The following is a 26,220-nucleotide window of genomic DNA, read 5'->3' as shown; positions in this document are numbered from 1 at the left end:
GTTTTATCACAATTAAGCAACAACTTTCGCGCTTTGAGTTGACAATCCGGAGCAGAAAGAAAATAAATGTCTATACAACTCATGACAGGCAAGAGAGCGACAGGAATGCGGCAACTTTTACCGGGCGATACTGTCTGGCGAAACATCAGGCTGGCGACAATGGACCCGCAGCGGCAAGCCCCGTACGGGCTGGTGGATAACCAGGCGCTGATTGTACGCGAAGGGCATATTTGCGATATCGTGCCAGAGACGCAGCTTCCTGTCAGTGGGGACAATATCCATGATATGCAGGGACGACTGGTAACCCCGGGACTTATCGATTGCCACACGCATCTGGTGTTTGCCGGTAACCGCGCCGCAGAGTGGGAGCAGCGGCTTAACGGCGCGTCATACCAGCATATTAGCGCTCAGGGCGGCGGCATTAACGCGACGGTATCAGCAACCCGCGCCTGTGCGGAGGAGCCGCTCTACCTGCTGGCGCGCGAACGCATGATGCGCCTTGCCAGCGAAGGCGTTACGCTGCTGGAGATTAAATCCGGCTATGGTCTGGAGCTGGCGACAGAAGAAAAGCTGTTGCGCGTCGCTGCAAAACTTGCCGCCGAAAACGCTATCGACATTAGCCCCACGCTATTGGCCGCTCATGCTACGCCAGCGGAGTATCGTGACGACCCGGACGGCTACATCACTCTGGTCTGCGAGACGATGATTCCGCAGCTCTGGCAAAAAGGGTTATTTGATGCGGTAGACCTCTTTTGCGAGAGCGTCGGCTTTAATGTGGCGCAGAGTGAGCGCGTGTTGCAGACGGCGAAGGCGTTAGGTATTCCCGTTAAAGGCCATGTTGAGCAGCTTTCGCTGTTGGGCGGCGCGCAGTTGGTGAGCCGTTATCAGGGCTTATCGGCGGATCATATCGAATATCTTGATGAAGCGGGCGTCGCGGCGATGTGTGACGGCGGTACTGTCGGCGTATTATTGCCCGGCGCGTTTTATTTTCTGCGCGAGACGCAGCGCCCGCCGGTAGAACTGCTGCGCCGCTATCAGGTGCCTGTCGCCGTCGCCAGCGATTTCAATCCCGGCACCAGCCCGTTTTGCAGTTTGCATCTGGCGATGAATATGGCCTGCGTACAGTTTGGTCTGACGCCGGAAGAGGCATGGGCGGGCGTTACGCGCCATGCCGCTCGCGCGCTGGGAAGACAGGCGACGCATGGGCAGATCAGGGCCGGCTACCGGGCGGATTTTGTGGTGTGGGATGCTGAACAGCCGGTAGAGATTGTGTATGAGCCGGGGCGTAACCCTTTATATCAGCGGGTATACAGAGGACAAATCTCATGACGCAATGGTATCCGGCTTCTCCGGCGCTCTGGCAGGGGCGCGATGACAGTATAGAAGCGCCGGATGCGCGGCGTCTGTTTCAGACCGTCACGCGCAGCGAGACCTTTTCCCCCGAAAACTGGCAGCAAAAGATCGCGTTAATGGGATTTGCCTGCGACGAGGGGGTAAAACGCAATGCAGGTCGTCCCGGCGCGGCAGGCGGCCCGGACGCGTTGCGTAAAGCGCTGGCGAATATGTCCAGCCATCAGGGACATGAACGGCTGGTGGATTTAGGCAATTGGGTTGCGCCGACGCCCGATCTGGAAGGCGCGCAGCAGGCCTTGCGCGATGCGGTAAGCCGCTGTCTGCGGGCCGGGATGCGCACGCTGGTACTGGGCGGCGGGCATGAAACCGCGTTTGGACACGGCGCGGGGGTGCTGGACGCGTTTGCGCAGGAAAGCGTAGGGATCATTAATCTTGATGCGCATCTGGATCTCCGTCAGACCGACCGGGCAACATCCGGGACGCCGTTTCGTCAACTGGCGCAGCTATGCGACGCGCAGAGCCGCGCGTTTCATTATGCTTGTTTCGGCGTGAGCCGTGCGGCGAATACGCAGGCGTTGTGGCGGGAAGCGCAGTGGCGGAATGTTACCGTGGTGGAGGATCTGGACTGCCATGACGCGCTGGCGCAGATGGCGCAGTTTATCGACAAGGTGGATAAAATTTATCTGACTATCGATCTCGACGTATTGCCTGTCTGGGAAATGCCGGCCGTCTCCGCTCCCGCAGCGCTGGGCGTGCCGCTGATACAGGTTCTGCGTTTAATTGAGCCGGTTTGCCGCAGCGGAAAATTACAGGCGGCGGATCTGGTTGAGTTTAATCCACGCTTTGATGACGATGGCGCAGCGGCGCGCGTGGCGGCGCGGCTTGGCTGGCAAATCGCGCACTGGTGGCGTTAATCTGTCATCCGGAAAACACTCTCCGCATAAGGAAGGCTTCACGCATGTATTCATCCCGATCCCGTTCTGCGCCTGCGCCTTTTTACGAAACGGTGAAACAGGACATCTGTAAAAAAATAGCCGGCGGCGTCTGGCTGCCGCACGATCGCATTCCGTCGGAAGCAGAACTGGTCGCCCAGTATGGCTTTAGCCGAATGACCATCAACCGGGCGCTGCGTGAGCTGACGGATGAAGGGTGGCTGGTGCGTTTACAGGGCGTGGGGACGTTTGTCGCCGAACCAAAAGGCCAGTCCGCGCTGTTTGAAGTCCGCAGCATCGCCGAGGAGATTGCCGCCCGCCGTCATCAGCATCGTTGTGAGGTGCTCACGCTGAAGCGCGTGCGGGCAAACGCCATCCAGGCCAGCGCTCTCAACGTCAATGAGAGCGATGTCATTTTCCATTCCATCATGGTGCATTATGAAAACGATCTGCCGGTACAAATTGAAGATCGCTGCGTGAATGCGGATATTGCCGTGGATTACCTGACGCAGGATTACCGTCAGACCACGCCGCACGCTTATTTGTCGCGGATCGCGCCGCTAACGGAAGGGGAACATATTGTGGAGGCGGTGCGCGCCACGGCGCAAGAGTGCGCGTGGTTAATTATCAAAGAGCATGAGCCTTGTCTGCTCATTCGTCGTACAACCTGGTCCGCATCGCAGATTGTTTCTCACGCCCGCTTACTTTTCCCCGGATCGCGCTATCGGCTACAGGGACGATTTATCTCCTGAGTGGGCCGCTGCCGGAAAACGTGATTGCTGACACAATATAACAAAATTGTATCATTTTTGTTAATTCTATTCTTGTGCTTACTTGTATAGACAAGTATATGTCTGATTCTTATCTGTGGGTCTGCGGCGGTGCCTGATAGTGGCGTTTTAGCGTTATTTGGCGATGGCAGACCGATAATAATGAGGAGTCATTGCTATGCCTGAAAGCAAGTATCGTCAGCAGACTATCCGCGCGCCCCGAGGCACGGTATTAACGGCGAAAAGCTGGCTGACAGAAGCCCCGCTGCGGATGTTAATGAATAATCTCGATCCTGACGTGGCGGAAAATCCGCATGAGCTGGTGGTCTACGGCGGGATTGGTCGCGCCGCGCGCAACTGGGAATGCTATGACGCTATTGTTGATGCGCTCACCCGGCTGGAGGCGGACGAAACGTTGCTTATTCAGTCTGGCAAACCGGTCGGCGTATTTAAAACGCACGACAACGCGCCGCGGGTATTAATCGCCAACTCCAACCTGGTTCCCCACTGGGCGACATGGGAACACTTTAACGAACTGGATGCGAAAGGGCTGGCGATGTACGGTCAGATGACGGCCGGAAGTTGGATCTATATCGGCAGTCAGGGAATCGTGCAGGGAACATACGAAACCTTTGTCGAGGCGGGGCGTCAGCACTATAACGGCACGCTGGCGGGACGCTGGGTGTTGACCGCCGGACTGGGCGGCATGGGCGGCGCGCAACCGCTAGCCGCGACGCTGGCCGGAGCGTGTTCGCTGACGATTGAATGCCAGCAAAGCCGTATCGATTTTCGTCTGCGTACTCGCTACGTGGATGAGCAGGCCGCCACGCTGGATGACGCGCTGGCCCGCATTACGCGCTACACCCGCGAGGGGAAAGCCGTGTCCGTCGCCCTGTGCGCGAACGCGGCGGATATCCTGCCGGAACTGGTTAATCGCGGCGTGCGCCCGGACCTGGTGACCGATCAGACCAGCGCCCACGATCCGCTACATGGCTATTTACCCTCCGGCTGGCGCTGGGAGGAGTATCAGAAAAACGCGCAATCCGATCCCCACGGGACGATGCAGGCAGCGAAACGTTCCATGGCGGCACATGTTCGGGCGATGCTGGCGTTCAGTAAAATGGGCGTGCCGACCTTTGACTATGGCAACAATATTCGCCAGATGGCGAAAGAGATGGGGGTGGAAAACGCCTTTGATTTTCCGGGATTTGTGCCAGCCTATATTCGTCCGCTGTTCTGTCGTGGCATCGGGCCGTTTCGCTGGGTGGCGCTGTCCGGCGATCCGCAGGATATCTATAAAACCGATGCCAAAGTCAAAGAGATAGTGGCGGAGGATAAACATCTGCATCACTGGCTGAATATGGCGCGCGAGCGCATTCATTTTCAGGGGCTACCGGCGCGTATCTGCTGGGTAGGTCTGGAGTGGCGGCAAAAACTGGGGCTGGCGTTCAACGAAATGGTGCGTTGCGGCGAGGTATCCGCGCCCATTGTGATTGGCCGCGATCACCTGGATTCCGGTTCTGTCGCCAGCCCTAACCGTGAAACCGAAGCGATGCGCGACGGTTCCGACGCGGTTTCCGACTGGCCGCTGTTAAATGCGTTGCTGAATACCGCCAGCGGGGCGACATGGGTATCGCTCCATCATGGCGGCGGGGTGGGGATGGGTTTTTCGCAACACGCCGGTATGGTGATTGTCTGTGATGGCACTGACGAGGCCGCCGCGCGTATTCGCCGCGTGTTACACAACGATCCGGCGACGGGCGTCATGCGCCATGCCGATGCCGGATATGATCTCGCGGTGGAATGCGCTGTTGAGCAAGGTCTGAATTTACCGATGGTTGCGGTGACGCAGGGGAAAGGCTGATATGAACACCATGACACTCACTCCGGGGCAGTTAAGCCTCTCTCAACTGTACGATGTCTGGCGTCATCCGGTACAGCTTCGGCTGGACGCCAGCGCCATTGACGGCATTAACGTCAGCGTCGCGTGCGTCAATGATATCGTTGCCGAAGGGCGTACCGCCTACGGCATCAACACCGGTTTCGGCCTGCTGGCGCAGACGCGCATCGCTGATGAAGACTTGCAAAATCTACAGCGATCGTTGGTGCTGTCTCACGCCGCGGGCGTAGGCGACCCACTTGATGACGCGATGGTGCGTCTGATTATGGTATTGAAAATCAATAGCCTGGCGCGCGGGTTTTCCGGGATTCGGTTGAGCGTGATAGAGGCGCTCATCGCTCTGGTGAATGCCGGCGTGTATCCGCTGATTCCGGCAAAAGGCTCGGTTGGCGCGTCGGGCGACTTAGCGCCGCTGGCGCATCTGTCTCTGACGCTGCTTGGCGAAGGAAAAGCGCGCTGGCAGGGTGAATGGCTTCCGGCGCAGACAGCGCTAAAAAAGGCCGGACTGGAGCCTGTCGCGCTGGCGGCCAAAGAGGGGCTGGCGCTGCTTAACGGCACCCAGGCGTCAACGGCCTTCGCGCTGCGCGGTTTGTTTGAGGCACAGGAGCTATTTGCCTCCGCCGTCGTCTGCGGCGCGCTGACCACCGAAGCCGTACTGGGATCGCGCCGTCCTTTTGATGCGCGCATTCATGCCGCGCGCGGACAACAGGGGCAAATTGACGTCGCGCGGTTGTTCCGGCATCTGCTGACCGATACCAGCGCCATTGCTGAATCACATCACCACTGTCATAAAGTTCAGGACCCGTATTCCCTTCGCTGCCAGCCGCAGGTCATGGGCGCTTGTCTGACCCAGTTACGTCAGACGAAAGAGGTACTGCTGGCTGAGGCCAACGCGGTTTCCGATAATCCGCTGGTCTTTGCCGAGGCGGGGGAGGTGATCTCCGGCGGTAACTTCCATGCTGAACCGGTTGCCATGGCGGCGGATAATCTGGCGCTGGCGATAGCGGAAATTGGCGCGCTATCGGAGCGGCGCATAGCGCTGATGATGGATAAACATATGTCGCAGTTACCGCCGTTCCTGGTGAAAAATGGCGGCGTTAATTCCGGTTTTATGATTGCCCAGGTCACCGCCGCGGCGCTCGCCAGCGAGAATAAAGCGCTGGCGCACCCGCACAGCGTGGATAGCCTGCCGACCTCGGCGAATCAGGAAGATCATGTCTCAATGGCCCCGGCGGCAGGGCGGCGACTCTGGGAAATGGCAGCGAATACCCGCGGCGTCATTGCCGTGGAGTGGCTGGCTGCCTGTCAGGGGATAGATTTACGGGAAGGGTTAACCTCCAGCCCGTTACTGGAACAGGCGCGACAGACACTGCGCCAGCGGGTGGCGCACTATACGCAGGATCGTTTTTTCGCACCCGATATTGAGTGTGCGACGGCGCTGCTGGCGCAAGGCGCGTTACAGCGTCTGGTGCCGGACTTTATGTGAATGCTGCCGGATGGCGAGGCGCTTATTCGGCTTACCCAACCCGTTGGCAGGGTAAGACGTTTACGCCGCCATCCGGCACAGCGTTTAACTGAACATCGCCGTGATCGAGGCGCTGGCGAGCGAATGGAAATGCACGTTAAAGCCGACCATCGCGCCGCTGGCGTCTTCATCAACGTCAAGACGCTCGACGTCCAGCGCGTGAACCGTAAAGATATAGCGGTGCGTTTCCCCTTTAGGCGGCGCCGCGCCGCCGTAGCCCGCTTTACCGAAATCGGTACGCGTCTGAATGACGCCGTCTGGTACGGCCACCAGGCCTGAGCCGAACCCCTGGGTCAGTACGCGCGTATCCGCCGGGAGGTTCACCACCACCCAGTGCCACCAGCCGGAGCCGGTCGGCGCGTCGGGATCGTAACAGGTCACGACAAAACTTTTGGTGCCCATCGGCACGTCGTCCCAGGCCAGATGCGGCGAAATATTATCGCCATCATAGCCCATACCGTTAAAAACGTGGCGATGAGGAAGTTTATCTCCATCGCGCAAATCGTTGCTGATAAGTTTCATGCGCTCTCCTTTTGACTCACCAGAAGTGTAGCCAGAAGCAGCATCGCTTACCGCTGATTAATGGCTAAAAAATGTTTCATTGTGTACCGCGTCATTGACCGCCTGGGTCAAACGGCGCAGTTGATCCGGACGAATAATGTAGGGCGGCATCAGGTAGATTAGCTTGCCGAACGGCCTGATCCAGACGCCTTGCCCGACGAAGAAGCGTTGAAGCGCCGCCATATTGACCGGGTGCGTGGTTTCAACCACCCCAATCGCGCCCAACACCCGCACATCCGCCACCCAGGGCGAACTTTGCGCGGGGGCTAACTCAGCGCGTAACTGAGACTCGATAGACGCCACCTGCTGACGCCATTCGCCGCTTTCCAGCAGCGTCAGGCTGGCGCAGGCGACGGCGCAGGCCAGCGGATTCCCCATAAACGTCGGGCCATGCATAAAACACCCCGCCTCGCCGTTGCTAATAGTCTCTGCAACCTGGCGTGTCGTGAGCGTTGCCGAGAGGGTCATGGTGCCGCCGGTTAAGGCTTTGCCAAGACACAGAATATCCGGCGCGATCCCGGCGTGCTCGCAGGCGAACAGTTTACCGGTACGGCCAAACCCGGTGGCTATTTCATCGGCAATCAGCAGAATGCCTTCGCGATCGCACATGTTACGAATACGCCTGAGCCATTGTGGATGATAGATGCGCATCCCGCCCGCGCCCTGAACGATAGGTTCCAGAATCACGGCGGCTATTTCATGGCGATGCGCGGCCATCAGGCGGGCAAATGGCGCGATGTCGCTTTCATCCCATTCGCCATCCATCCGGCTTTGCGGCGCCGGCGCGAACAGATTTTCCGGCAGATAGCCTTTCCATAAGCTGTGCATGGAGTTATCCGGATCGCACACCGACATCGCGCCGAACGTGTCGCCATGATAACCGTGGCGAAACGTCAGAAAACGCTGACGCGATTCGCCGCGCGCCTGCCAGTATTGCAGCGCCATCTTCATGGCCACTTCCACCGACACCGAACCGGAGTCGGCCAGAAAGACACACTCCAGCGGCTCAGGCGTTATCGCGACCAGCTTACGGCACAGATTCACCGCAGGTTGATGGGTTATGCCGCCGAACATGACATGCGACATGGCGTCAATTTGCGCTCTCATCGCCGCGTTCAATTGTGGGTGGTGATAACCATGAATGGCCGCCCACCAGGAGGACATCCCCTCAATCAGGCGTTCGCCCGAGGCGAGAACCAGCTCGCAGCCTTCAGCACGCTCAACGGGATATACCGGCAGCGGCGAGGTCATGGAAGTGTAAGGATGCCAAATATGGCGTTTATCGAAGGCCAGATCGTCCGTTGTCATAATCGACTTGTAAACCAAATTAAAAAGATTTAGGTTTACGAGTCTACACCATATCAAAAACAAACAACATATTTTGGAGAAGCCCGATGGCTCGCCACCCACGCTGGACACTGTCGCAAGTAACCGAATTATTTGAAAAACCACTGCTGGAATTGCTGTTTGAAGCGCAGCAAATTCATCGCCAGCATTTCGATCCGCAGCAGGTACAGGTTAGTACGCTGCTGTCGATCAAAACCGGCGCCTGCCCGGAGGATTGTAAATACTGCCCGCAGAGCTCGCGCTATAAAACCGGGCTGGAAGCCGAGCGTTTAATGGAAGTGGAGCAGGTACTGGACTCCGCCCGCAAAGCGAAAAACGCCGGTTCGACCCGCTTCTGTATGGGGGCGGCCTGGAAGAATCCGCATGAACGCGATATGCCTTATCTGGAGCAGATTGTACAGGGCGTCAAAGCGATGGGGCTGGAAACCTGTATGACGCTCGGCATGTTGAACGAGAGCCAGGCGCAGCGTCTGGCTAACGCCGGGCTGGATTACTACAACCACAACCTCGATACCTCGCCGGAGTTTTACGGCAATATCATCACTACCCGTACCTATCAGGAGCGCCTCGACACGCTGGAAAAAGTCCGTGAAGCAGGGATTAAAGTGTGCTCCGGCGGCATTGTGGGTCTGGGCGAAACGGTTACCGATCGTGCCGGACTGTTGTTGCAGTTGGCGAACCTGCCGACGCCGCCGGAAAGCGTGCCAATCAACATGCTGGTGAAGGTGAAAGGCACACCGCTTGCGGATAACGATGACGTGGATGCGTTTGATTTTATTCGTACTATCGCCGTGGCGCGCATCATGATGCCGACCTCATACGTGCGTCTTTCCGCAGGACGTGAACAGATGAACGAGCAGACCCAGGCGATGTGCTTTATGGCCGGGGCGAACTCGATTTTCTATGGCTGCAAATTGTTAACTACGCCAAATCCGGCAGAGGACAAGGATCTGCAGTTATTCCGTAAGCTGGGGCTGAATCCGCAGCAGACCAGGGTGCTGGCGGGCGATAACGAGCAGCAGCAACGTCTGGAGCAGACGCTGATAACGCCTGACACCGATGATTATTACAACGCGGCAGCCTTATGAGTTGGCAACAACGCGTCGACGATGCGCTGACGGCGCGTCGGGCGACGGATACGTTGCGCCACCGCTATGTGGTGTCGCAGGGCGCCGGACGCTGGCTGGTAGCAAACGGGCGACAGTATCTTAACTTCTCCAGCAATGATTACCTCGGCTTAAGTCAACACCCGCAGATTATTCGCGCCTGGCAACAGGCAGCGATGCGTTTTGGCGTCGGCAGTGGCGGGTCGGGTCATATCAGCGGTTATTCCGTGGCGCACCAGGCGTTAGAGGAGGAACTGGCGCAATGGTTAGGATATCCACGCGCGCTGCTGTTTATCTCTGGCTTTGCGGCGAATCAGGCGGTCATTACCGCCTTAATGAAAAAAAATGACCGGATTGTGGCCGACAGGTTGAGTCATGCTTCGCTGCTGGAGGCCGCCAATCTGAGTCCGGCGCAGCTTCGCCGCTTTATCCATAACGATACGCAGCATCTGTCCCGTTTACTGCAATCGCCCTGTGTGGGTCAGCAACTGGTGGTGACAGAAGGTGTATACAGCATGGACGGCGACAGCGCGCCGCTGGCGGAAATCCAGCACATTGCCCGCAGGCATCATGCCTGGCTGTTGGTTGATGATGCGCACGGCATCGGCGTGACTGGCGATGAGGGGCGGGGCACCTGCTGGCAACGGGGGGTGAAGCCTGAGTTGCTGGTGGTGACTTTCGGTAAGGGGTTTGGCGTCAGCGGCGCAGCGGTGCTCTGCTCGGAAAGCGTCGCGGATTATCTGCTGCAATTTGCCCGCCATCTGGTTTACAGCACCAGTATGCCGCCCGCCCAGGCGCAGGCGTTAAGCGCCTCGCTGGCGGTAATCCGTAGCGATGAAGGTCGTGAACGGCGCGAAAAACTGGCCGCTCTGGTTCAGCGCTTTCGGGCCGGCGTTAACGCGTCCCGATTTACGCTACTGAATGCCCATAGCGCCATCCAGCCGTTAATCGTGGGCGATAACAGCCGTGCATTGCGCCTGGCGGAGGCGCTGCGTCAACAAGGATGCTGGGCGACGGCGATTCGTCCGCCGACGGTGCCTGTCGGTACGGCGCGCCTGCGCTTAACGTTAACGCAGGCGCATGAAGCGTGCGATATCGACCGTCTGCTGGAGGTGCTGCATGGCGCAGGTGAATAAGCAGGCTATTGCGGCGGCGTTTGGCCGGGCCGCATCGCAATATGAACAGCACGCCTCTTTGCAGCAACACAGCGCGGATGCGCTGCTGACGCTGTTGACAGGCCGCCAGTTTGCCAGTGTGTTGGACGCAGGCTGCGGCCCCGGACGTATGAGTCGTTACTGGCGAGAGCAGGGGAGCGAAGTGACCGCCCTGGATCTTTCGCTGCCGATGCTGCAACAGGCGCGCGATCGTCAGGCGGCGCATCACTATTTGCTGGCGGATATCGAAGCGATTCCCCATGACGCCGAAGTTTTTGACCTGGCCTGGAGCAACCTGGTGGTCCAGTGGTGCGGCGATTTACGCGATGCGTTGAGCGAGTTGTACCGGGTTGTACGGCCCGGCGGCGTGGTGGCGTTTACCACCTTATGCCAGGGGTCGTTGCCGGAGCTGCGTCAGGCATGGCAGGCCGTCGATAATCGAGCTCACGCGAATAGCTTTTTGCCGGAAGAGGCCATTGACCACGCGCTGCGCGGCTGGCGGGCGTCTCGTCATACTCAGGCGATGACATTGTGGTTTGAGGATGCCCTGAGCGCGATGCGCTCGCTTAAAGGCATTGGCGCCACCCATCTTCATGAAGGGCGGGAGTCGGATGTATTAACCCGCGCCCGGCTTAGACAGATTCAGTTGGCATGGCCGCAGCGGCAGGGGAAATATCCGCTGAAGTACCATCTTTTTATGGGAGTGATTGAACGTGACTAAACGCTATTTTGTCACCGGTACTGATACTGAAGTCGGTAAAACGGTCGCCAGTTGCGCCTTATTGCAGGCCGCAACGCAGTTAGGTTATCAAACCGTAGGCTATAAGCCCGTCGCTTCCGGCAGCGAAATGACAACCGATGGGCTACGCAATAGCGATGCCCTGGCCTTGCAGCGTAACAGCAGCCTGCCGCAACCTTATTCCGCTATCAATCCTTATACTTTTGCCGAGCCTACCTCTCCCCACATCGTTAGCGCCGACGAAGGCCGGTCGATAGACGCGGCGGTGTTATCACGCGGATTGCGAACGCTGGAGGCGCAGGCAGATTGGGTGTTGACAGAAGGGGCGGGCGGCTGGTTTACACCGCTCTCTGCCACGCTGACGTTTGCCGACTGGGTACAGACGGAGCAGCTGCCAGTGATTCTGGTTGTTGGCGTCAAGCTGGGCTGTATTAATCACGCCATGCTGACGGCGCTGGCGGTAGAACAGGCCGGATTACCGCTTGTCGGATGGATAGCCAACGACGTACAGCCGCCGGGCGCGCGTCATGGTGAATATCTCGCGACGCTTCGCCGCGTCATACCTGCCCCGCTATTAGGGGAAATCCCGTGGCTGGGCGTTTCTCCATCGCAGGCGGCGACAGGACAGTATCTGGACCTTAGCCTCCTGGAACGCGCCTGACCGCGCTTAAAAACCGCCTTCTTGCAGGATCAGACGATCCTGCTGTTCTTTCGCCAGACCCTCCTGACGTCGCCAGGCTAAAAATGTGCAAAATGTGAGCGTCTACGCCTCAATTTTTCCCTTCTCGTTAGCCAATAATCTGCCAAAAATAGCGATAATTTTTTTTTATCGCCCGGCGAAAACGTCAGGGGCTGATTTTGCCAGGCGGCAGGGGATACGGGCTGGAAGCAGTTATCCACTATTCCTGTGGATAACCTTGTGTATTAGAGTTAGAAAACACAACGTAAGCGAGAGGCGACGCGGCCTGCGACTAAATTGGCGCGAAAGACGGCTTGAGAAAATATCCCTTTTTAGACAGCAAGTTATATAAAATCAATGGTTGTAAAGGAAGGGGGATACGTTGACATAAAACTTTCATCATCCCACTTGACAAATGTTAAAAAAGACTCTGGTCTGGGGATAACCCGCACACTGCTGGAATTTTACCCCGCGACTGTCTATGTTTTACCTCTAAATAGCGTGGGGTATCTGCCGATAGCCATTATACACTGAATTGTTACTGTTTTTTCATCCAGTATTTTTTATTGGCAATATTCACCGTCGAGAGTAAAATTACACCCCTGCCCGCTCACTCCTTCAGGTAGCCGCTCATGAGTAAACCGTTCAAACTGAATTCCGCTTTTAAACCTTCTGGCGATCAGCCGGACGCTATACGTCGTCTGGAAGAAGGGCTGGAGGACGGGCTGGCGCATCAGACGTTATTGGGCGTGACCGGCTCCGGGAAGACATTCACCATTGCCAACGTCATTGCGGACTTGCAGCGGCCAACGATGGTGCTTGCGCCCAATAAAACCCTGGCGGCGCAGCTCTACGGCGAAATGAAAGAGTTTTTCCCGGAAAACGCGGTGGAGTATTTCGTCTCCTACTATGACTACTATCAGCCGGAAGCGTATGTGCCAAGTTCGGATACGTTTATCGAAAAAGACGCTTCGGTAAACGAACATATTGAGCAAATGCGGTTGTCGGCAACGAAAGCGTTGCTTGAGCGACGCGATGTCGTGGTGGTGGCTTCCGTGTCCGCGATTTACGGTCTGGGCGATCCGGATCTCTACCTGAAAATGATGCTGCATCTGACGGTGGGAATGCTGATTGACCAGCGCGCGATTTTGCGTCGGCTGGCGGAATTGCAATACACCCGTAACGATCAAGCTTTTCAGCGTGGTACCTTTCGCGTGCGCGGCGAAGTGATCGACATCTTCCCGGCTGAATCTGACGACATCGCGCTACGCGTTGAGCTGTTTGATGAAGAAGTGGAACGCCTGTCGTTGTTCGACCCGTTAACCGGGCAGGTAGCGTCAACGGTGCCACGTTATACTATCTATCCCAAAACGCACTACGTGACGCCGCGCGAGCGTATTCTGCAGGCGATGGAAGAGATAAAAGATGAGCTGGCGGACAGGCGTAAGGTCTTACTGGCAAATAATAAGCTGCTTGAAGAGCAGCGATTAAGCCAGCGCACGCAGTTCGATTTAGAGATGATGAACGAGCTGGGTTACTGCTCAGGCATTGAAAACTATTCCCGCTTTCTGTCGGGCCGCGGGCCGGGCGAACCGCCGCCAACCTTGTTCGATTATCTTCCCGCCGACGGACTGCTGGTGGTGGATGAGTCTCATGTCACCATCCCGCAGATAGGCGGCATGTACCGCGGCGACCGGGCGCGCAAAGAGACGCTGGTCGAGTATGGCTTCCGTCTGCCTTCGGCGCTGGATAACCGTCCGCTGAAGTTTGAGGAGTTTGAAGCCTTAGCGCCGCAAACTATCTATGTTTCCGCCACGCCCGGCAACTATGAGCTGGAAAAATCTGGTGATGAGGTGGTGGATCAGGTCGTGCGACCGACCGGGCTGCTGGACCCGATTATTGAAGTGCGCCCGGTGGCGACCCAGGTGGACGATCTGCTGTCCGAAATTCGTCAGCGTGCGGCCATTAATGAGCGTGTCCTTGTCACTACGCTCACCAAACGGATGGCGGAAGATTTGACCGAATATCTGGAAGAACACGGCGAGCGCGTGCGTTACCTGCACTCAGATATTGATACCGTGGAGCGCATGGAAATCATCCGCGATTTGCGTCTGGGCGAGTTTGACGTTCTGGTGGGGATTAACCTGCTGCGCGAAGGGCTGGATATGCCGGAAGTCTCGCTGGTGGCGATTCTGGACGCCGATAAAGAGGGCTTCCTGCGCTCCGAGCGCTCCCTGATTCAGACCATAGGCCGTGCGGCGCGTAACGTTAATGGTAAAGCGATTCTGTATGGCGATAAAATCACGCCGTCGATGGCGAAGGCGATTGGCGAAACCGAGCGACGTCGCGAGAAGCAGCAGAAGTACAACGAAGAGCACGGTATCACTCCGCAGGGGCTGAATAAAAAAGTGGTCGACATCCTGGCGCTGGGGCAGAACATTGCGAAAACCAAAGCGAAGGGGAAAGGCAAGGGCCGTTCTACGGCAAAAGCCGGGATTGTCGAACTGGAGATGACGCCGAAAGCGTTGCAGCAGAAAATTCATGAACTGGAAGGGCAAATGATGCAGCACGCGCAAAATCTGGAGTTTGAAGAAGCCGCGCAAATCCGCGACCAGTTGCACCAGTTACGCGAGCTGTTTATCGCGGCGTCGTAATTTCTTACCGGTGGCGCTGCGCTTACCAGGTCTACCCAGGCCGGATAAGGCGTTTACGCCGCCATCCGGCAATGGCGTCTAAATCATTAACCCAACGCCTGTAGCGCTTTTTCCAGCGCATTGTGTAATAACTGACGATCGTGGCGATAGGGGATATCGCTGGCCTCCAGCACTTCCTGAATCACCAGCCGATCGTTCACCGCACTGACGTCAACTCGCGGCCCAACCACTACTGCGTCAATGACTTTTTTGCCAATATATTGCTCCATCATCGCCAGCTTATCGACCAGCGTTAAACTGGCGGCGGGCAGACTCAGTTCGCGACCCAGATTGCCGATATACACCATTGGCGCTGGGGTGCGCCGCAGCGCCTGCGCCAGTTCATCCAGCAGCAGGCAAGGCATCAGGCTGGTATAAAAACTGCCAGGGCCAATCAGAATCAGATCCGCGTCATTAATGGCCTGTACCGCTTCCCGCGTCGCCGGAACGTTTGGCGTTAACATGATCTCCTGCGGCGGCGTCGCTAACTGATCGATATTCACCTCGCCATAAATCTCATGCCCCTGATCGTCAATCGCCATCAGATCTACCGGTAGCTCCGACATCGGGATCAGTTGCGCGTCCACTTTAAGCAGATTACGAATTAAATTAATCGCTTCCAGAGGCCGCACGCTCAGGTGATCTAACGCCTTTAACATCAAATTTCCGAGGTTATGACCAGAAAGTTCGCCATTACCGCCAAAACGGTACTCAAACATAGCGGATGCGACGCTGGGTTCGGTAATTAACTGATTCAGACAGTTGCGCATATCGCCCCAGGCGATCCCGCCTTCCGAGCGGCGAATACGGCCAGTTGACCCCCCGTTATCTGTGGTAGTCACAATGCCGGTCAGGCGCGAACCTAATGAAGAAAGCGAGGAGAGGACGCGTCCTAATCCATGCCCTCCGCCGAGGGCAACGACACGATCAAGGTCAGCCAGCGTACGATTGCGCATAAAAATTCCTGAAGTCAAATAAGCAGCGCTACAGTAGCGCAAGTCGCGGGTTTTCAGCAATTAGCCGACCGGCTAAAAGACAATTAATTATTCCCGACTACCCCTTTATAGCGAGGGCGTTACCACGGCTAAATGATATATATCAATGTAAAAGTGTGATTTTCACGTATTCTGTCGCTAAATAGCACGATCATATCGCTATGTATATGTTTATATAGCGAAAGCGTGATGGCGAAATTGTCATTTACACGCTAGTATCGGCGTAACCACAGTAAACACTCTAGCCTCTGCACCTGGGTCATTTTTGATATGGTGCTTTGGCCGTGACAACGTTTAACGTTTGCCACCAGGGCGCAGGAAGAAATGACTTCGCCTCCCGTATTTGGAAAGGTGTACATGGCTTCACAACTTACCGATGCTTTCGCGCGTAAGTTTTACTACTTACGTTTGTCGATTACCGATGTGTGCAACTTTCGTTGCACCTACTGTCTGCCGGATGGCTACAAACCTGGCGGCGTCACTAACAACGGTTTCCTTACCGTCGATGAAATTCGTCGCGTTACGCGCGCTTTTGCCAGTCTTGGCACGGAGAAGGTGCGTCTTACCGGCGGCGAGCCTTCATTACGCCGCGATTTTACCGACATCATTGCCGCCGTGGGTGAAAATGATGCTATTCGCCAGATCGCGGTGACCACGAACGGTTATCGACTGGCGCGCGATGCCGCGAACTGGCGCGAAGCGGGGCTGACGGGCGTCAATGTTAGCGTGGATAGTCTGGATGCGCGTCAGTTCCATGCGATTACCGGTCAGGACAAATTCCGCCAGGTGATGGCGGGCATCGATGCCGCCTTTGACGCCGGTTTCGAAAAGGTGAAAGTCAACACCGTGCTGATGCGCGACGTAAATCACCATCAGTTGGATACCTTCCTTGCCTGGATTCAGCCTCGCCCCATTCAGTTACGCTTCATTGAACTTATGGAGACGGGCGAGGGGAGCGATCTCTTCCGCAAACATCATATTTCGGGTCAGGTATTACGCGACGAGCTGATTAAGCGCGGCTGGATCCACCAGCTCCGCCAGCGTAGCGATGGCCCGGCGCAGGTTTTTTGTCATCCCGATTACGCCGGTGAGATCGGCCTCATTATGCCGTATGAAAAAGATTTCTGCGCCACCTGTAACCGCCTGCGTGTTTCGTCCGTCGGTAAGCTGCATTTATGTCTGTTTGGCGACGGCGGCGTGAGTTTACGCGACCTGTTACAGGATGACGCGCAGCAATGCGCGCTTGAGGAACGTATTTCCGACGCGTTGCGGGAGAAAAAGCAGACCCATTTCCTTCACCAGAGCAATACTGGTATTACGCAAAATTTATCTTACATTGGCGGTTAATCCTTAATAAGGAGATTTCAGATGAGTCAGGTCAGCGCTGAATTTATCCCGACCCGCATCGCTATTCTTACTGTTTCCAGCCGACGCGGCGAAGAAGACGACACCTCCGGTCATTATCTGCGTGATTCGGCGCAGGAGGCCGGGCATGAAGTGGTGGCGAAAGCCATCGTTAAAGAGAACCGTTACGCGATTCGCGCCCAGGTTTCCGCCTGGATCGCCAGTGATGAGGTGCAGGTCGTATTGATAACTGGTGGGACCGGTTTGACCGAAGGCGATCAGGCGCCGGAAGCGCTGTTGCCGCTGTTCGATCGTGAAGTGGAAGGATTTGGCGAAGTGTTTCGCATGCTCTCGTTTGAAGAGATCGGCACCGCAACTCTGCAGTCGCGCGCGGTAGCTGGCGTGGCGAATAACACCTTGATTTTCGCCATGCCGGGATCCACAAAAGCGTGCAGAACCGCATGGGAGAATATCATTGCGCCGCAGCTGGATGCCCGTACACGCCCATGTAATTTTCACCCTCATTTAAAGAAATAACGATGTCGCAATTAACCCATATAAACGCCGCAGGCGAAGCGCACATGGTGGACGTTTCCGCGAAAGCGGAAACCGTTCGTGAAGCACGGGCGGAAGCATTCGTTACCATGCGTAGTGAAACGCTGGCGATGATTGTTGATGGCAAACACCACAAGGGCGATGTTTTCGCGACCGCCCGAATTGCTGGTATTCAGGCCGCCAAACGCACCTGGGAGCTGATCCCGCTGTGCCACCCGCTACTGCTAAGTAAAGTGGAGATTCAGCTTCAGGCCGAGCCGGAGCATAACCGCGTGCGTATTGAGTCTCTGTGTCGTCTGACCGGTAAAACCGGCGTCGAAATGGAAGCATTAACCGCGGCGTCCGTCGCGGCGTTAACCATCTACGACATGTGTAAAGCGGTACAAAAAGATATGGTAATTGGTCCGGTGCGCCTGCTGGCGAAAAGCGGCGGCAAATCGGGGGATTTTAAGGTGGATGCGCATGATTAAGGTGCTTTTCTTCGCCCAGGTTCGCGAGCTTACAGGAACTGACGCGCTGGATCTTCCAGCAGATTTTTCCACCGTTGAGTCGCTGCGACAGCATCTGGCGACAAAGAGCGATCGCTGGGCGCTGGCGCTGGAAGACGGCAAGCTGTTGGCGGCGGTCAACCAGACGCTGGTAAGTTTTGACCATCCGCTGACGGCGGGTGATGAAGTGGCGTTTTTCCCGCCAGTCACGGGGGGCTAACATGCGCGAAACGCGAATTGTAGTCGGCCCTGCGCCGTTTAGCGTCGGGGAGGAATATTCCTGGCTGGCGGCGCGCGACGAAGACGGCGCGGTCGTCACCTTTACCGGAAAAGTGCGCAATCATAACCTGGGCGATAGCGTTAAGGCGCTGACGCTGGAGCATTATCCCGGCATGACCGAGAAAGCTCTGGCGGAGATCGTCGCGAAGGCGCGTTCCCGCTGGCCGCTGGGGCGGGTCACGGTGATTCATCGCGTTGGCGAATTATGGCCGGGCGATGAGATTGTGTTTGTCGGCGTCACCAGCGCGCACCGCAGTAGCGCGTTCGACGCCGGTCAGTTCATTATGGATTATCTGAAAACCCGTGCGCCGTTCTGGAAGCGTGAAGCTACGCCGGAAGGCGATCGCTGGGTCGAAGCGCGCGACAGCGACCAGCAGTCGGCGAAACGTTGGTAGCAGAATGTGATACGCTTTAGGGTATCATTTCCACACAGGAGTTCATCATGGACAGATTTCCACGATCTGATTCAATAGTGCAGGCGCGGTCCGGCCTGCAGACCTATATGGCGCAAGTGTATGGCTGGATGACGGTCGGACTGTTACTGACCGCGTTTATCGCGTGGTATGCGGCTAATACGCCAGCCGTCATGATGTTTGTCTTTTCCAGTAAGATCACCTTCTTTGGCTTAATTATTGCCCAGCTTGCGCTGGTGTTTGTTCTGTCGGGACTGGTGCATAAGCTTAGCGCCGGAATGGCGACGACGCTGTTTATGCTCTATTCGGCGCTAACCGGATTGACGTTATCCAGTATTTTTATCGTTTACACCTACTCCTCTATCGCCAGCACCTTTGTGGTGACGGGGGGAATGTTTGGCGCCATGAGCCTGTACGGGTACACCACTAAGCGCGATCTTAGCGGTTTCGGCAATATGCTGTTTATGGCGCTTATTGGTATCGTTCTGGCGTCGTTGGTCAATTTCTGGCTGAAGAGTGAAGCGCTGATGTGGGCGGTAACCTATATCGGGGTGGTGGTGTTTGTCGGCCTGACGGCCTATGACACGCAGAAACTGAAAAATATCGGCGAGCAAATAGATACCCGCGATAGCGCTAATCTGCGTAAATATTCGATTCTCGGCGCGTTAACGCTGTACCTGGACTTTATCAACCTGTTCCTGATGTTACTGCGTATTTTTGGCAATCGCCGCTAATTATAGCGATCTCTTAAAATCCTGGCCCTGCGTCAGGATTTTTTTAGGACTATATTTAGGGCGAAACAGCATAAATATCATAGAAATATTTTCCTGCGCTTGCCATTCTTATCACCGTGATCATGTGAAGAGTGATAAATGACAAGTGGGACCTCTGGCTGCAATACGTATACGGCAAATAGCATTTATTCCCGCGACAATGTTATCCCTTACCTATTGGTATACTGCGTTGGGACTATGGTGTACCGCCGGCATTATATGGTTAACGTTGTATACTCATTTTTTGATAACCCACGTTCAACCTGTTGTTGTTTTGTGGGTATCAGCACTTTTGCTTGGCCTGGGGTATGGGGCCGTTACCTGTCTTTCCCGCTTTGGCACTGTTGTCGTAACGTTGATATATATTGCCATCATTACACTTACCGGCGTGTCATTAGCTTACCTTTTCTCAGGTGGCGCGACCATTTTCATGATTGTTGGAATCATGTTTAGTCTTAATGCCTTATTTATTTTCTATCTGAATATCAGTTCTGGTCTGTTCAGGCCGTTAATTTTTATGGCGGTAAGCGGGATCATCGCTGCGATAGTTGTCAATAGCCTGGTGGCCAGTAGCACTCTGGTCTGGATAGTCAGTGTGCTGACGGTATTGGTGTGGACATTGATTACAGCACTAGAAAAATCGACACTTCACGGTTATGCCCGCATGTTATACCACGGCGAGTTTTCATCGCTGCCTCGTTGCGCTTTACTTGGCGCGCTGACGCTTTACCTTGGCATTATTAATGCTGTGGTTACGCTGTGTCGTTATATCATTTTGATGATTCTGGAAATACTATTATCTTTCAGGCCATAGGCGTTACAGGTTTTTTATTCAGGTTGGTAATAATGGGTATAATGATTAAAATATGTGGCGAAAAATTTTGGTTAGCGTTTTGTGAAGCTAAGGACGTCACTCGCGCCATTAAAAATGGCGGCGAGGATTTTAATAAGAAATGTTCACCAGCGCTGATTTCTCATTTTATTACCGGTTCGTCATGGGAACATTCATTACCCAATCCTGCGCCTGTTTGCGCGTTTAGTTTTATGCTTATTGTGGGGGGGGTGTGCAGTGCGCATTTTGCTTTCGATAAGTTTATTCTATATTGGCCGCTAAATATAATCATTTATTTTGGCAGTGCTATAGGTATGGTGTTATGCGTTATGGCTGAGCTATGGCTTATTGCCAAAGGTTTTATCCTGGGTTTGCGCCTCTGCGTTTTACTGCTTTTATTAAACATTGTATTCTGCGGTACTGGATTATTTGACGTGTTGTGCCAGCAAAATGGTGAATTAAGGGGCGATCTGGTTATCGCGATTATTATGGTTGTGCTTTGCCGCTGGGTGATGAATGGCGAAACGTTTACGATGATGATTCGGTTCTGCCTGGGGCGTCGATTAGTGCGAGTCGCATTACAAAAATATCTCACCTCACAGACAAGGAAATGATAAGCCCATGAACCTGATGACGTGGCTAACAGGAAAAACACTGGCGGAGCTGGTGAAAAAAGGGCAGTTGATCCCGCCAGAAATTAAGTTACCTGTGTATCCGGCCAGCCACTACAAAAAAAACTGGTATGAACAAGGTATTCCTCACGGAGGCGTTATTGGGCTTACGGCGATCATGATGACCATGACATGGATCGTCAGTATAAACATGGTTATTGCGCAGTTTGAGCTGCACAATAAAAAGCATCTGGAGCTGGTCTTCTTCCTGGCCGTGGGCTATATCGCTTTTCTTACCCCGTCAAATCAGCTGCTGCTTAAAGGAAGAATGAGCGGGGTCATTATTTACCGGTATGCGCTATTGCTGGCCATTATTTCCGTTACGTTGGCAACGTTCTGTACCCTGTCATCAGTATCCATGGGCGAGTTTAACGAAGTGCTCCTGCTGCTGTTTAGCTGGTCATTGCTGCTTTTTTCCCGCTTACAGATGAATACGTCTTTTTTCTCAGCATATGTTTATTTTTACCGGATAAAACGCGTTGTGCTGGAAAGCGAAAACGCGTCTGCTTAAATTTATTTCGCCATCGCCCGCTCGTTTTTCGCCCGCAGCTTCTTCGCCCGGCTTTCCAGGATCAGGTAGCACACCAGCGCCAGCAACAGGGGAATAAAATAGTAAAGCACGCGGTACGCGAGCAGGGCGGCGATAATCGTGCCTTGCGACGTATGTTCGCCCGCCAGCAACGCGATGAATACGGCCTCCAGCACGCCGATGCCTGCCGGAATATGCACGATGACGCCCGCGATACTGCTCACCAGCAGTACGCCCAGCACAAAGAAATAGTTCACATCCTGGCCCATCAGCAGCCAGATGATAGCGCCCATCGCCATCCAGTTCGCGCTGGAGAGCGCCATCTGCGCCAGCGCGAATTTCCATGATGGCAGCACCAGTTTCTGTCCTTTAATCGTCATATGCCGCCGCTTCGCAAAGGCGCAAAACCACAAATAGACCGCGATAATCAACAACAAAACGATACCGAGAATACGTAGCGTGCCTTCATCGATATACCAGTGGTCGGGAAGCTGGACAACGCCGAAGGTAAAAATGATGCCGCCAAGCAGAATATAGCCCAGCCAGTTAGTGGTAATGCTGAGCGAGAAAATGCGCGTGATAGTACTGCCGGGCAACCCGAGGCGAGAGTATAGTCGGTAACGCATCCCGATCCCGCCGACCCAGGTGCTGAGCGTCAGGTTAAAGGCATAGCAGACGAACGATACCAACATCACCTGCCGCTTCGCCAGCTTATGGCCGCAATAAAGCCGTCCAAGCAGGTCGTAGCAGCCGTACAGAAGATAGCTAACGATCACCAGTCCCACAGCGCTTAAAAGCGCCGTGCGGTTATAGTCGCGGATGACGGTCCAGACATCGCCCCAGTCGACCTTTTTAGCATAAACCACCAGCAGAACGACGACCGCAATAAAAAACAGCCAGGTCAGCACTTTTTTAGCCAGCCGCCAGCGCGGATGCGATTTAGCCATTAGGGCTTCACTCCTGTATTTTCTGGATCAACGCGATCCTGGGTTTCCATTTCTGGCTGGGCAGGCGGGGGAACCTGCGCCAGATGCGGGGTATGCGCAGGTAGCCAGCCGACCAGCGCCGGGAAATGACGTAAAAAGTGGAACGCCAGCACGCTTTTGGTCAGGTTCCACCAGGTGCGTTTTGGCAGCATAGACTCATCGACCTGCTTACAATCATTCACGATGATGCCTTGTAAATTATCGCGCAGGGTCTGGTTAAAGGTACGATCGTGAATGATCAGGTTAGCTTCAAGGTTAAGCGACAGGCTGAGCGGATCGAGATTACTCGACCCTACCGTGGCCCAGTGATCGTCCATCAGCGCCACTTTGCCATGCAGCGGACGGCGTCGGTATTCATAAACCTGCACGCCGCCCTTCACCAGATAGTTATAGAGCAACCGCGCGCCGACTTTGACTATCGGCATGTCTGGTTCCCCCTGGACAATCAGTTTTACGCTCACGCCACGGCGGGCGGCTTTACGCATTGCGTGGAGCAAGCGATAGCCGGGGAAAAAATAGGCGTTAGCGATAATCACTTCACGCTTTGCCTGGGTCAGCATTTTCAGATAATGACGTTCGATATCGTCGCGGTGCTCTTCATTATCCCGCCAGACAAACAGCGCCTGCGCTTCGCCGGGGTGACGGTTTTCTTCAGCCTGGTGATGGCGCTTCCACCAGCGGCGCGCGGGGCTTTGCCCCGGCAGATTCTCGACTTCGAATTGCAGGATATCGGCCACTACAGGCCCTTCGACCCGTACCGCGTAGTCTTGTTTCGCCTGCGGGCCGTAATCCGACATATGTTCGGCGGAGTAGTTAATGCCGCCGACAAAGGCAATACGATCATCAATCACCACAATTTTGCGGTGCATTCGGCGGAAGATATTAGTTCGCAACCCCAGTAGACGCGGGCGGGGGTCGTAATAGCGAAAAATCACGCCCGCCGAGGTTAATTCGCCGACAAACGCGTCGCTGAGATCGGGAGAGCCGTAGCCGTCGAGTAATACTTCGGCTTTTACGCCGCGCTGTGCGGCTTTTAGCAGAGCGGCATGGAGTTTTTTACCCACCTCATCTTCAAACAAGATAAAGGTTTCCAGAATGATTTTTTGCTGTGCCTGAGCGATAGCCTCAAACACGGCAGGATAGAACTGGTCGCCGTTTTCCAGTAGCTGAATTTGATTACCTTCACGCCAGCCGCATTTCATAGATGGATCTCCGCGCTAAGGGGGGCATGGTCTGATAAATGTCGCCAGTTCCGCAGCGGTAGCGCCGTAGGAGAACTGGCGTTCGCATTCTTGACGTAAATACGATCGAGTCGCAGCAGCGGCATACTCACCGGGAATGTGCGCGCCGGTCGGCCATGGGCACGGGTGAATATCTCCTCCAGCCCGGCCGCGTTTAATGGCGGGCCGGCCTTTTGCCGCCAGTCATTAAAGTCTCCGGCCACCAGCACCGGTTCTGATTCCGGCAAGGCATTCACCCATCCCGCCAGCATGGTTAACTGTGCCTGGCGGTGGCTCTCCCGCAGGCCGAGATGTACGCACATGACGTGGATAGGGCGGTTGAGCATGGGCGGCGTAATGCGGCAATAGAGCACGCCGCGTTTTTCGCTACCGCCGACCGAGACGTCGCGATTTTCATAATGTTCAATGGGATAGCGAGAAAGAACCGCGTTACCGTGGTGGCCTTCCGGATAGACCGCATTGCGGCCATAGGCGAAATCGCTCCACATGGTGTCGGCCAAAAATTCATAGTGGGTAGTGTCCGGCCAGTTTTCGATATGCAGCGGATGTACTTCATGCGCGCCCATCACTTCTTGCAGACAGACGATATCGGCGCCGACCGTTCTGACGGCGTCGCGCAGCTCCGGCAGGATGAAGCGTTTATTAAAGGCGGTAAAACCTTTGTGCGTATTAATTGTGAGCACTTTGAATGAAAAATTTCGCGTGTGTTGAGTCATTTTCTTCCTGTCCGCGTCACTATCCTGATTGAAATAGTGTAGTCGTCGTCACAAAAAGATGCGGTCTTACGGAATTTTCCGTAAAGTTCGGTACTCTGAATAATGAGAGAAAAATGCTTCAGGAGAAAAGCCATGAAGTGGCAACAACGCGTTCGTGTCGCAACCGGCCTCGGTTGTTGGCAGATTATGTTGCATTTACTGGTAGTGGCGATGCTGGTAATAGGCTGGATGAGCGGCACATTAGTGCGCGTCGGCCTGGGATTATGCGTGCTTTATGGCGTGACGGTACTGCTGATGCTGGCGTTGCAGCGCCATCATGAGCAACGCTGGCGCGATGTGGCGGATGTGCTGGAAGAGCTGACTACCACCTGGTACTTCGGCACCGCGCTGATTGTCCTCTGGCTGCTATCCCGCGTATTGCAAAACAATGTCTTGCTGGCGCTGGCGGGGCTGGCTATCCTGGCCGGGCCCGCCGTGGTCTCGCTACTGGCGAAAGATAAAAAGCTACATCACTTTGCGTCTAAACATCGCATACGCCGCTGACCCCGTGGTGGCCGCTATCACCAGTAGCGGCCACAAACTTCCCCAGACAATTCCCAGACTCGCATCCTTAAGATAAATTTGCTTGGTAATATCAGTAAAGTGGCGGATAGGGTTTATCCACGTCAGGTTTTGCAGCCAGACCGGCATGTTTTCCACCGGCGAGACATAACCCGAGAGCAAAATCGCCGGCATCATAAAGACAAAGACGCCGATAAACGCCTGCTGTTGCGTGGCGCAAAGCGATGATATCAGCAAGCCAAAGCCTACCAGCGACAGCCCGTAAATCACCATCGTGAAATAAAACAGCGCTAACGAACCGGCGAAGGGAATTTGGTATGCCCAAATGCCGATAGCCAGCACGATCGTGGCTTGGAAGGTCGCGACAATCAGCGCCGGCACCGCTTTACCAACGAAAATCTGCCAGGTGGTGAGCGGAGAGACCAGCAGCTGATCCAGAGTGCCTTGTTCACGCTCGCGGGCGACGGACAGCGAAGTGACGATCATCACGCCGATAGTGGTGATCATGGCGATCAGCGAGGGCACCACAAACCACTTGTAGTCCAGATTTGGGTTATACCAGTTGCGTACCACCAGTTCGCTATTGTTGGGCTTTGGCTTGCCGTCCATCAATGTCTGCTGATACTCCTTGACGATCTGTTGCAGATAATTGGCGGCGATTTGCGCGCTGTTGGAGTTACGTCCATCAAGAATGAGTTGCATCGGCGCTGGCTGGAAGGTATCCAGATTCCGCGAGAAATCCGCCGGGAAGCGTACCAGCAGCAGCGCTTTTTGCGTATCGATAGTCGGCTGGATCTCCTGCGGACTGTTCAGCAATAGCACATGGGTAAACGCTTTCGCGCGGGCAAAGCGCTGGGTAAGTTCTACCGAATGTTTGCCGTTATCTTCGTTATAGATGGCGATAGTCGCGTTAGTGACTTCAAGCGTCGCGGCGAACGGAAACAGGATGACCTGAATCAGCACCGGCAGAATCAGGATCGCGCGCGTTTGCGGTTCGCGTAAAAGCGATTGCAGTTCTTTGCGAATTAACGTCCATAAACGATGAAACATGCCCGTCCTCTCAGTCCAGTTTGTAGGC

The 26,220-nt window shown here is 55.2% G+C and carries 27 protein-coding genes and 1 riboswitch; of the genes, 20 read left to right on the top strand and 7 right to left on the bottom strand.

What is annotated here, in order from left to right:
• Window positions 1–105: 105 nt before the first annotated feature.
• The 5 genes from hutI to hutH all read left to right on the top strand — a co-directional run bounded on the left by hutI (window position 106) and on the right by hutH (window position 6,441).
• Window positions 106–1,329 carry an imidazolonepropionase gene (hutI, locus tag ACLD4K_RS10675; RefSeq protein ID WP_079981580.1) on the top strand — a complete coding sequence of 408 codons (1,224 nt, stop codon included), beginning with the start codon at window positions 106–108 and terminating at the stop codon, window positions 1,327–1,329.
• On the top strand, window positions 1,326–2,267 hold the full coding sequence (gene hutG / locus ACLD4K_RS10670; RefSeq protein WP_411011834.1) for a formimidoylglutamase: 942 nt from the start codon (window positions 1,326–1,328) through the stop codon (window positions 2,265–2,267). The genes hutI and hutG overlap by 4 nt, the downstream gene beginning before the upstream one ends.
• Window positions 2,268–2,311: 44 nt before the next feature.
• Window positions 2,312–3,037, top strand: a complete 726-nt coding sequence (locus tag ACLD4K_RS10665; protein ID WP_411011833.1) for a histidine utilization repressor — start codon at window positions 2,312–2,314, stop codon at window positions 3,035–3,037.
• A gap of 196 nt (window positions 3,038–3,233) precedes the next feature.
• Entirely contained in the window at window positions 3,234–4,919 is a 1,686-nt protein-coding gene (gene hutU / locus ACLD4K_RS10660; RefSeq protein ID WP_411011832.1) for a urocanate hydratase, read from the top strand.
• Window position 4,920: 1 nt separating this feature from the next.
• Window positions 4,921–6,441: a histidine ammonia-lyase gene (hutH, locus tag ACLD4K_RS10655; RefSeq protein ID WP_411011831.1), complete on the top strand. Its 1,521-nt coding sequence runs from the start codon at window positions 4,921–4,923 to the stop codon at window positions 6,439–6,441.
• A gap of 84 nt (window positions 6,442–6,525) precedes the next feature.
• Here the strand turns inward: hutH and ACLD4K_RS10650 are convergent, their stop codons facing one another.
• Both ACLD4K_RS10650 and bioA read right to left on the bottom strand, forming a co-directional pair.
• Window positions 6,526–7,002, bottom strand: coding sequence for a kinase inhibitor (locus tag ACLD4K_RS10650; RefSeq protein WP_000767403.1), 477 nt, complete (start codon window positions 7,000–7,002; stop codon window positions 6,526–6,528).
• A 57-nt stretch (window positions 7,003–7,059) separates the two neighbouring features.
• Entirely contained in the window at window positions 7,060–8,349 is a 1,290-nt protein-coding gene (gene bioA, locus ACLD4K_RS10645) for an adenosylmethionine--8-amino-7-oxononanoate transaminase (RefSeq protein WP_411011830.1), read from the bottom strand.
• 86 nt (window positions 8,350–8,435) lie between these two features.
• On the opposite strand from bioA, the gene bioB reads away from it, so the two are divergent.
• From bioB to uvrB, 5 genes are all read left to right on the top strand, one after another.
• Window positions 8,436–9,476, top strand: coding sequence for a biotin synthase BioB (gene bioB / locus ACLD4K_RS10640; RefSeq protein WP_411011829.1), 1,041 nt, complete (start codon window positions 8,436–8,438; stop codon window positions 9,474–9,476).
• The gene (bioF, locus tag ACLD4K_RS10635) at window positions 9,473–10,630 is read left to right on the top strand and encodes an 8-amino-7-oxononanoate synthase (RefSeq protein WP_411011828.1); all 1,158 of its coding nucleotides are present in this window, start codon (window positions 9,473–9,475) and stop codon (window positions 10,628–10,630) included. Before bioB ends, bioF begins: the two co-directional genes overlap by 4 nt.
• Window positions 10,614–11,369 (top strand): malonyl-ACP O-methyltransferase BioC, encoded by a 756-nt coding sequence (gene bioC, locus ACLD4K_RS10630; RefSeq protein ID WP_411011827.1) that lies wholly within the window; start codon window positions 10,614–10,616, stop codon window positions 11,367–11,369. Before bioF ends, bioC begins: the two co-directional genes overlap by 17 nt.
• Complete coding sequence (bioD, locus tag ACLD4K_RS10625; RefSeq protein ID WP_411011826.1) at window positions 11,362–12,048, top strand: dethiobiotin synthase; 687 nt, start codon at window positions 11,362–11,364, stop codon at window positions 12,046–12,048. Before bioC ends, bioD begins: the two co-directional genes overlap by 8 nt.
• Before the next feature lie 650 nt (window positions 12,049–12,698).
• A complete protein-coding gene (gene uvrB, locus ACLD4K_RS10620) occupies window positions 12,699–14,720 on the top strand; it encodes an excinuclease ABC subunit UvrB (RefSeq protein ID WP_097363394.1) in 2,022 nt (673 codons plus the stop codon).
• An 86-nt stretch (window positions 14,721–14,806) separates the two neighbouring features.
• On the opposite strand, the gene yvcK is transcribed toward uvrB, so the two are convergent.
• Window positions 14,807–15,715, bottom strand: coding sequence for a uridine diphosphate-N-acetylglucosamine-binding protein YvcK (gene yvcK / locus ACLD4K_RS10615; RefSeq protein ID WP_001246033.1), 909 nt, complete (start codon window positions 15,713–15,715; stop codon window positions 14,807–14,809).
• Between the two features lie 264 nt (window positions 15,716–15,979).
• Window positions 15,980–16,124, top strand: a riboswitch (molybdenum cofactor riboswitch).
• On the opposite strand from yvcK, the gene moaA reads away from it, so the two are divergent.
• From moaA to ACLD4K_RS10570, 9 genes are all read left to right on the top strand, one after another.
• On the top strand, window positions 16,112–17,101 hold the full coding sequence (gene moaA, locus ACLD4K_RS10610; protein ID WP_411011825.1) for a GTP 3',8-cyclase MoaA: 990 nt from the start codon (window positions 16,112–16,114) through the stop codon (window positions 17,099–17,101). (Overlaps the previous riboswitch by 13 nt.)
• A gap of 21 nt (window positions 17,102–17,122) precedes the next feature.
• Window positions 17,123–17,635, top strand: coding sequence for a molybdenum cofactor biosynthesis protein B (gene moaB, locus ACLD4K_RS10605; RefSeq protein ID WP_000084604.1), 513 nt, complete (start codon window positions 17,123–17,125; stop codon window positions 17,633–17,635).
• Between the two features lie 2 nt (window positions 17,636–17,637).
• Complete coding sequence (moaC, locus tag ACLD4K_RS10600) at window positions 17,638–18,123, top strand: cyclic pyranopterin monophosphate synthase MoaC (RefSeq protein WP_000080894.1); 486 nt, start codon at window positions 17,638–17,640, stop codon at window positions 18,121–18,123.
• Window positions 18,116–18,361: a molybdopterin synthase sulfur carrier subunit gene (moaD, locus tag ACLD4K_RS10595; protein WP_000598596.1), complete on the top strand. Its 246-nt coding sequence runs from the start codon at window positions 18,116–18,118 to the stop codon at window positions 18,359–18,361. Before moaC ends, moaD begins: the two co-directional genes overlap by 8 nt.
• 1 nt (window position 18,362) lies before the next feature.
• Window positions 18,363–18,815, top strand: a complete 453-nt coding sequence (moaE, locus tag ACLD4K_RS10590; protein ID WP_001209385.1) for a molybdopterin synthase catalytic subunit MoaE — start codon at window positions 18,363–18,365, stop codon at window positions 18,813–18,815.
• 47 nt (window positions 18,816–18,862) lie between these two features.
• Complete coding sequence (locus ACLD4K_RS10585) at window positions 18,863–19,567, top strand: Bax inhibitor-1 family protein (RefSeq protein WP_000373611.1); 705 nt, start codon at window positions 18,863–18,865, stop codon at window positions 19,565–19,567.
• A gap of 145 nt (window positions 19,568–19,712) precedes the next feature.
• Complete coding sequence (locus tag ACLD4K_RS10580) at window positions 19,713–20,420, top strand: Bax inhibitor-1 family protein (RefSeq protein WP_411011824.1); 708 nt, start codon at window positions 19,713–19,715, stop codon at window positions 20,418–20,420.
• Between the two features lie 23 nt (window positions 20,421–20,443).
• Window positions 20,444–21,052 carry a hypothetical protein gene (locus ACLD4K_RS10575; protein ID WP_411011845.1) on the top strand — a complete coding sequence of 203 codons (609 nt, stop codon included), beginning with the start codon at window positions 20,444–20,446 and terminating at the stop codon, window positions 21,050–21,052.
• A 7-nt stretch (window positions 21,053–21,059) separates the two neighbouring features.
• Window positions 21,060–21,620, top strand: a complete 561-nt coding sequence (locus ACLD4K_RS10570) for a hypothetical protein (protein WP_411011823.1) — start codon at window positions 21,060–21,062, stop codon at window positions 21,618–21,620.
• A 2-nt stretch (window positions 21,621–21,622) separates the two neighbouring features.
• Here the strand turns inward: ACLD4K_RS10570 and ACLD4K_RS10565 are convergent, their stop codons facing one another.
• From ACLD4K_RS10565 to ACLD4K_RS10555, 3 genes are read right to left on the bottom strand one after another with little or no spacing between them, the layout of a single operon-like run.
• Complete coding sequence (locus ACLD4K_RS10565; protein WP_411011822.1) at window positions 21,623–22,585, bottom strand: lysylphosphatidylglycerol synthase transmembrane domain-containing protein; 963 nt, start codon at window positions 22,583–22,585, stop codon at window positions 21,623–21,625.
• A complete protein-coding gene (gene clsB, locus ACLD4K_RS10560; protein ID WP_000649639.1) occupies window positions 22,585–23,826 on the bottom strand; it encodes a cardiolipin synthase ClsB in 1,242 nt (413 codons plus the stop codon). The genes ACLD4K_RS10565 and clsB overlap by 1 nt, the downstream gene beginning before the upstream one ends.
• Window positions 23,823–24,581, bottom strand: a complete 759-nt coding sequence (locus ACLD4K_RS10555) for an endonuclease/exonuclease/phosphatase family protein (protein WP_000192039.1) — start codon at window positions 24,579–24,581, stop codon at window positions 23,823–23,825. Before ACLD4K_RS10555 ends, clsB begins: the two co-directional genes overlap by 4 nt.
• Window positions 24,582–24,713: 132 nt before the next feature.
• On the opposite strand from ACLD4K_RS10555, the gene ACLD4K_RS10550 reads away from it, so the two are divergent.
• Entirely contained in the window at window positions 24,714–25,124 is a 411-nt protein-coding gene (locus tag ACLD4K_RS10550) for a YbhQ family protein (RefSeq protein ID WP_000871970.1), read from the top strand.
• On the opposite strand, the gene ACLD4K_RS10545 is transcribed toward ACLD4K_RS10550, so the two are convergent.
• A complete protein-coding gene (locus ACLD4K_RS10545; protein WP_000469050.1) occupies window positions 25,086–26,192 on the bottom strand; it encodes an ABC transporter permease in 1,107 nt (368 codons plus the stop codon). The two genes, ACLD4K_RS10550 and ACLD4K_RS10545, sit on opposite strands and share 39 nt — an antisense overlap.
• Between the last annotated feature and the right edge of the window lie 28 nt (window positions 26,193–26,220).

Origin of the sequence: Salmonella sp. 741265055_HSA (assembly GCF_046569525.1) — a bacterium.
Taxonomy (GTDB): domain Bacteria; phylum Pseudomonadota; class Gammaproteobacteria; order Enterobacterales; family Enterobacteriaceae; genus Salmonella; species Salmonella enterica.
Note: the sequence above shows the minus strand (reverse complement) of the source record. Positions and strands in the feature narration are given on the sequence as shown.

What these genes read in the sequence shown, in the direction of transcription:
- hutI (WP_079981580.1), top strand. Translation starts at nt 106, where the DNA reads ATGCGGCAACTTTTACCGGGCGATACTGTCTGGCGAAACATCAGGCTG.
- hutG (WP_411011834.1), top strand. Translation starts at nt 1,326, where the DNA reads ATGACGCAATGGTATCCGGCTTCTCCGGCGCTCTGGCAGGGGCGCGAT.
- ACLD4K_RS10665 (WP_411011833.1), top strand. Translation starts at nt 2,312, where the DNA reads ATGTATTCATCCCGATCCCGTTCTGCGCCTGCGCCTTTTTACGAAACG.
- hutU (WP_411011832.1), top strand. Translation starts at nt 3,234, where the DNA reads ATGCCTGAAAGCAAGTATCGTCAGCAGACTATCCGCGCGCCCCGAGGC.
- hutH (WP_411011831.1), top strand. Translation starts at nt 4,921, where the DNA reads ATGAACACCATGACACTCACTCCGGGGCAGTTAAGCCTCTCTCAACTG.
- ACLD4K_RS10650 (WP_000767403.1), bottom strand. Translation starts at nt 7,002, where the DNA reads ATGAAACTTATCAGCAACGATTTGCGCGATGGAGATAAACTTCCTCAT.
- bioA (WP_411011830.1), bottom strand. Translation starts at nt 8,349, where the DNA reads ATGACAACGGACGATCTGGCCTTCGATAAACGCCATATTTGGCATCCT.
- bioB (WP_411011829.1), top strand. Translation starts at nt 8,436, where the DNA reads ATGGCTCGCCACCCACGCTGGACACTGTCGCAAGTAACCGAATTATTT.
- bioF (WP_411011828.1), top strand. Translation starts at nt 9,473, where the DNA reads ATGAGTTGGCAACAACGCGTCGACGATGCGCTGACGGCGCGTCGGGCG.
- bioC (WP_411011827.1), top strand. Translation starts at nt 10,614, where the DNA reads ATGGCGCAGGTGAATAAGCAGGCTATTGCGGCGGCGTTTGGCCGGGCC.
- uvrB (WP_097363394.1), top strand. Translation starts at nt 12,699, where the DNA reads ATGAGTAAACCGTTCAAACTGAATTCCGCTTTTAAACCTTCTGGCGAT.
- yvcK (WP_001246033.1), bottom strand. Translation starts at nt 15,715, where the DNA reads ATGCGCAATCGTACGCTGGCTGACCTTGATCGTGTCGTTGCCCTCGGC.
- moaA (WP_411011825.1), top strand. Translation starts at nt 16,112, where the DNA reads ATGGCTTCACAACTTACCGATGCTTTCGCGCGTAAGTTTTACTACTTA.
- moaB (WP_000084604.1), top strand. Translation starts at nt 17,123, where the DNA reads ATGAGTCAGGTCAGCGCTGAATTTATCCCGACCCGCATCGCTATTCTT.
- moaC (WP_000080894.1), top strand. Translation starts at nt 17,638, where the DNA reads ATGTCGCAATTAACCCATATAAACGCCGCAGGCGAAGCGCACATGGTG.
- moaD (WP_000598596.1), top strand. Translation starts at nt 18,116, where the DNA reads ATGATTAAGGTGCTTTTCTTCGCCCAGGTTCGCGAGCTTACAGGAACT.
- moaE (WP_001209385.1), top strand. Translation starts at nt 18,363, where the DNA reads ATGCGCGAAACGCGAATTGTAGTCGGCCCTGCGCCGTTTAGCGTCGGG.
- ACLD4K_RS10585 (WP_000373611.1), top strand. Translation starts at nt 18,863, where the DNA reads ATGGACAGATTTCCACGATCTGATTCAATAGTGCAGGCGCGGTCCGGC.
- ACLD4K_RS10570 (WP_411011823.1), top strand. Translation starts at nt 21,060, where the DNA reads ATGAACCTGATGACGTGGCTAACAGGAAAAACACTGGCGGAGCTGGTG.
- ACLD4K_RS10565 (WP_411011822.1), bottom strand. Translation starts at nt 22,585, where the DNA reads ATGGCTAAATCGCATCCGCGCTGGCGGCTGGCTAAAAAAGTGCTGACC.
- clsB (WP_000649639.1), bottom strand. Translation starts at nt 23,826, where the DNA reads ATGAAATGCGGCTGGCGTGAAGGTAATCAAATTCAGCTACTGGAAAAC.
- ACLD4K_RS10555 (WP_000192039.1), bottom strand. Translation starts at nt 24,581, where the DNA reads ATGACTCAACACACGCGAAATTTTTCATTCAAAGTGCTCACAATTAAT.
- ACLD4K_RS10550 (WP_000871970.1), top strand. Translation starts at nt 24,714, where the DNA reads ATGAAGTGGCAACAACGCGTTCGTGTCGCAACCGGCCTCGGTTGTTGG.
- ACLD4K_RS10545 (WP_000469050.1), bottom strand. Translation starts at nt 26,192, where the DNA reads ATGTTTCATCGTTTATGGACGTTAATTCGCAAAGAACTGCAATCGCTT.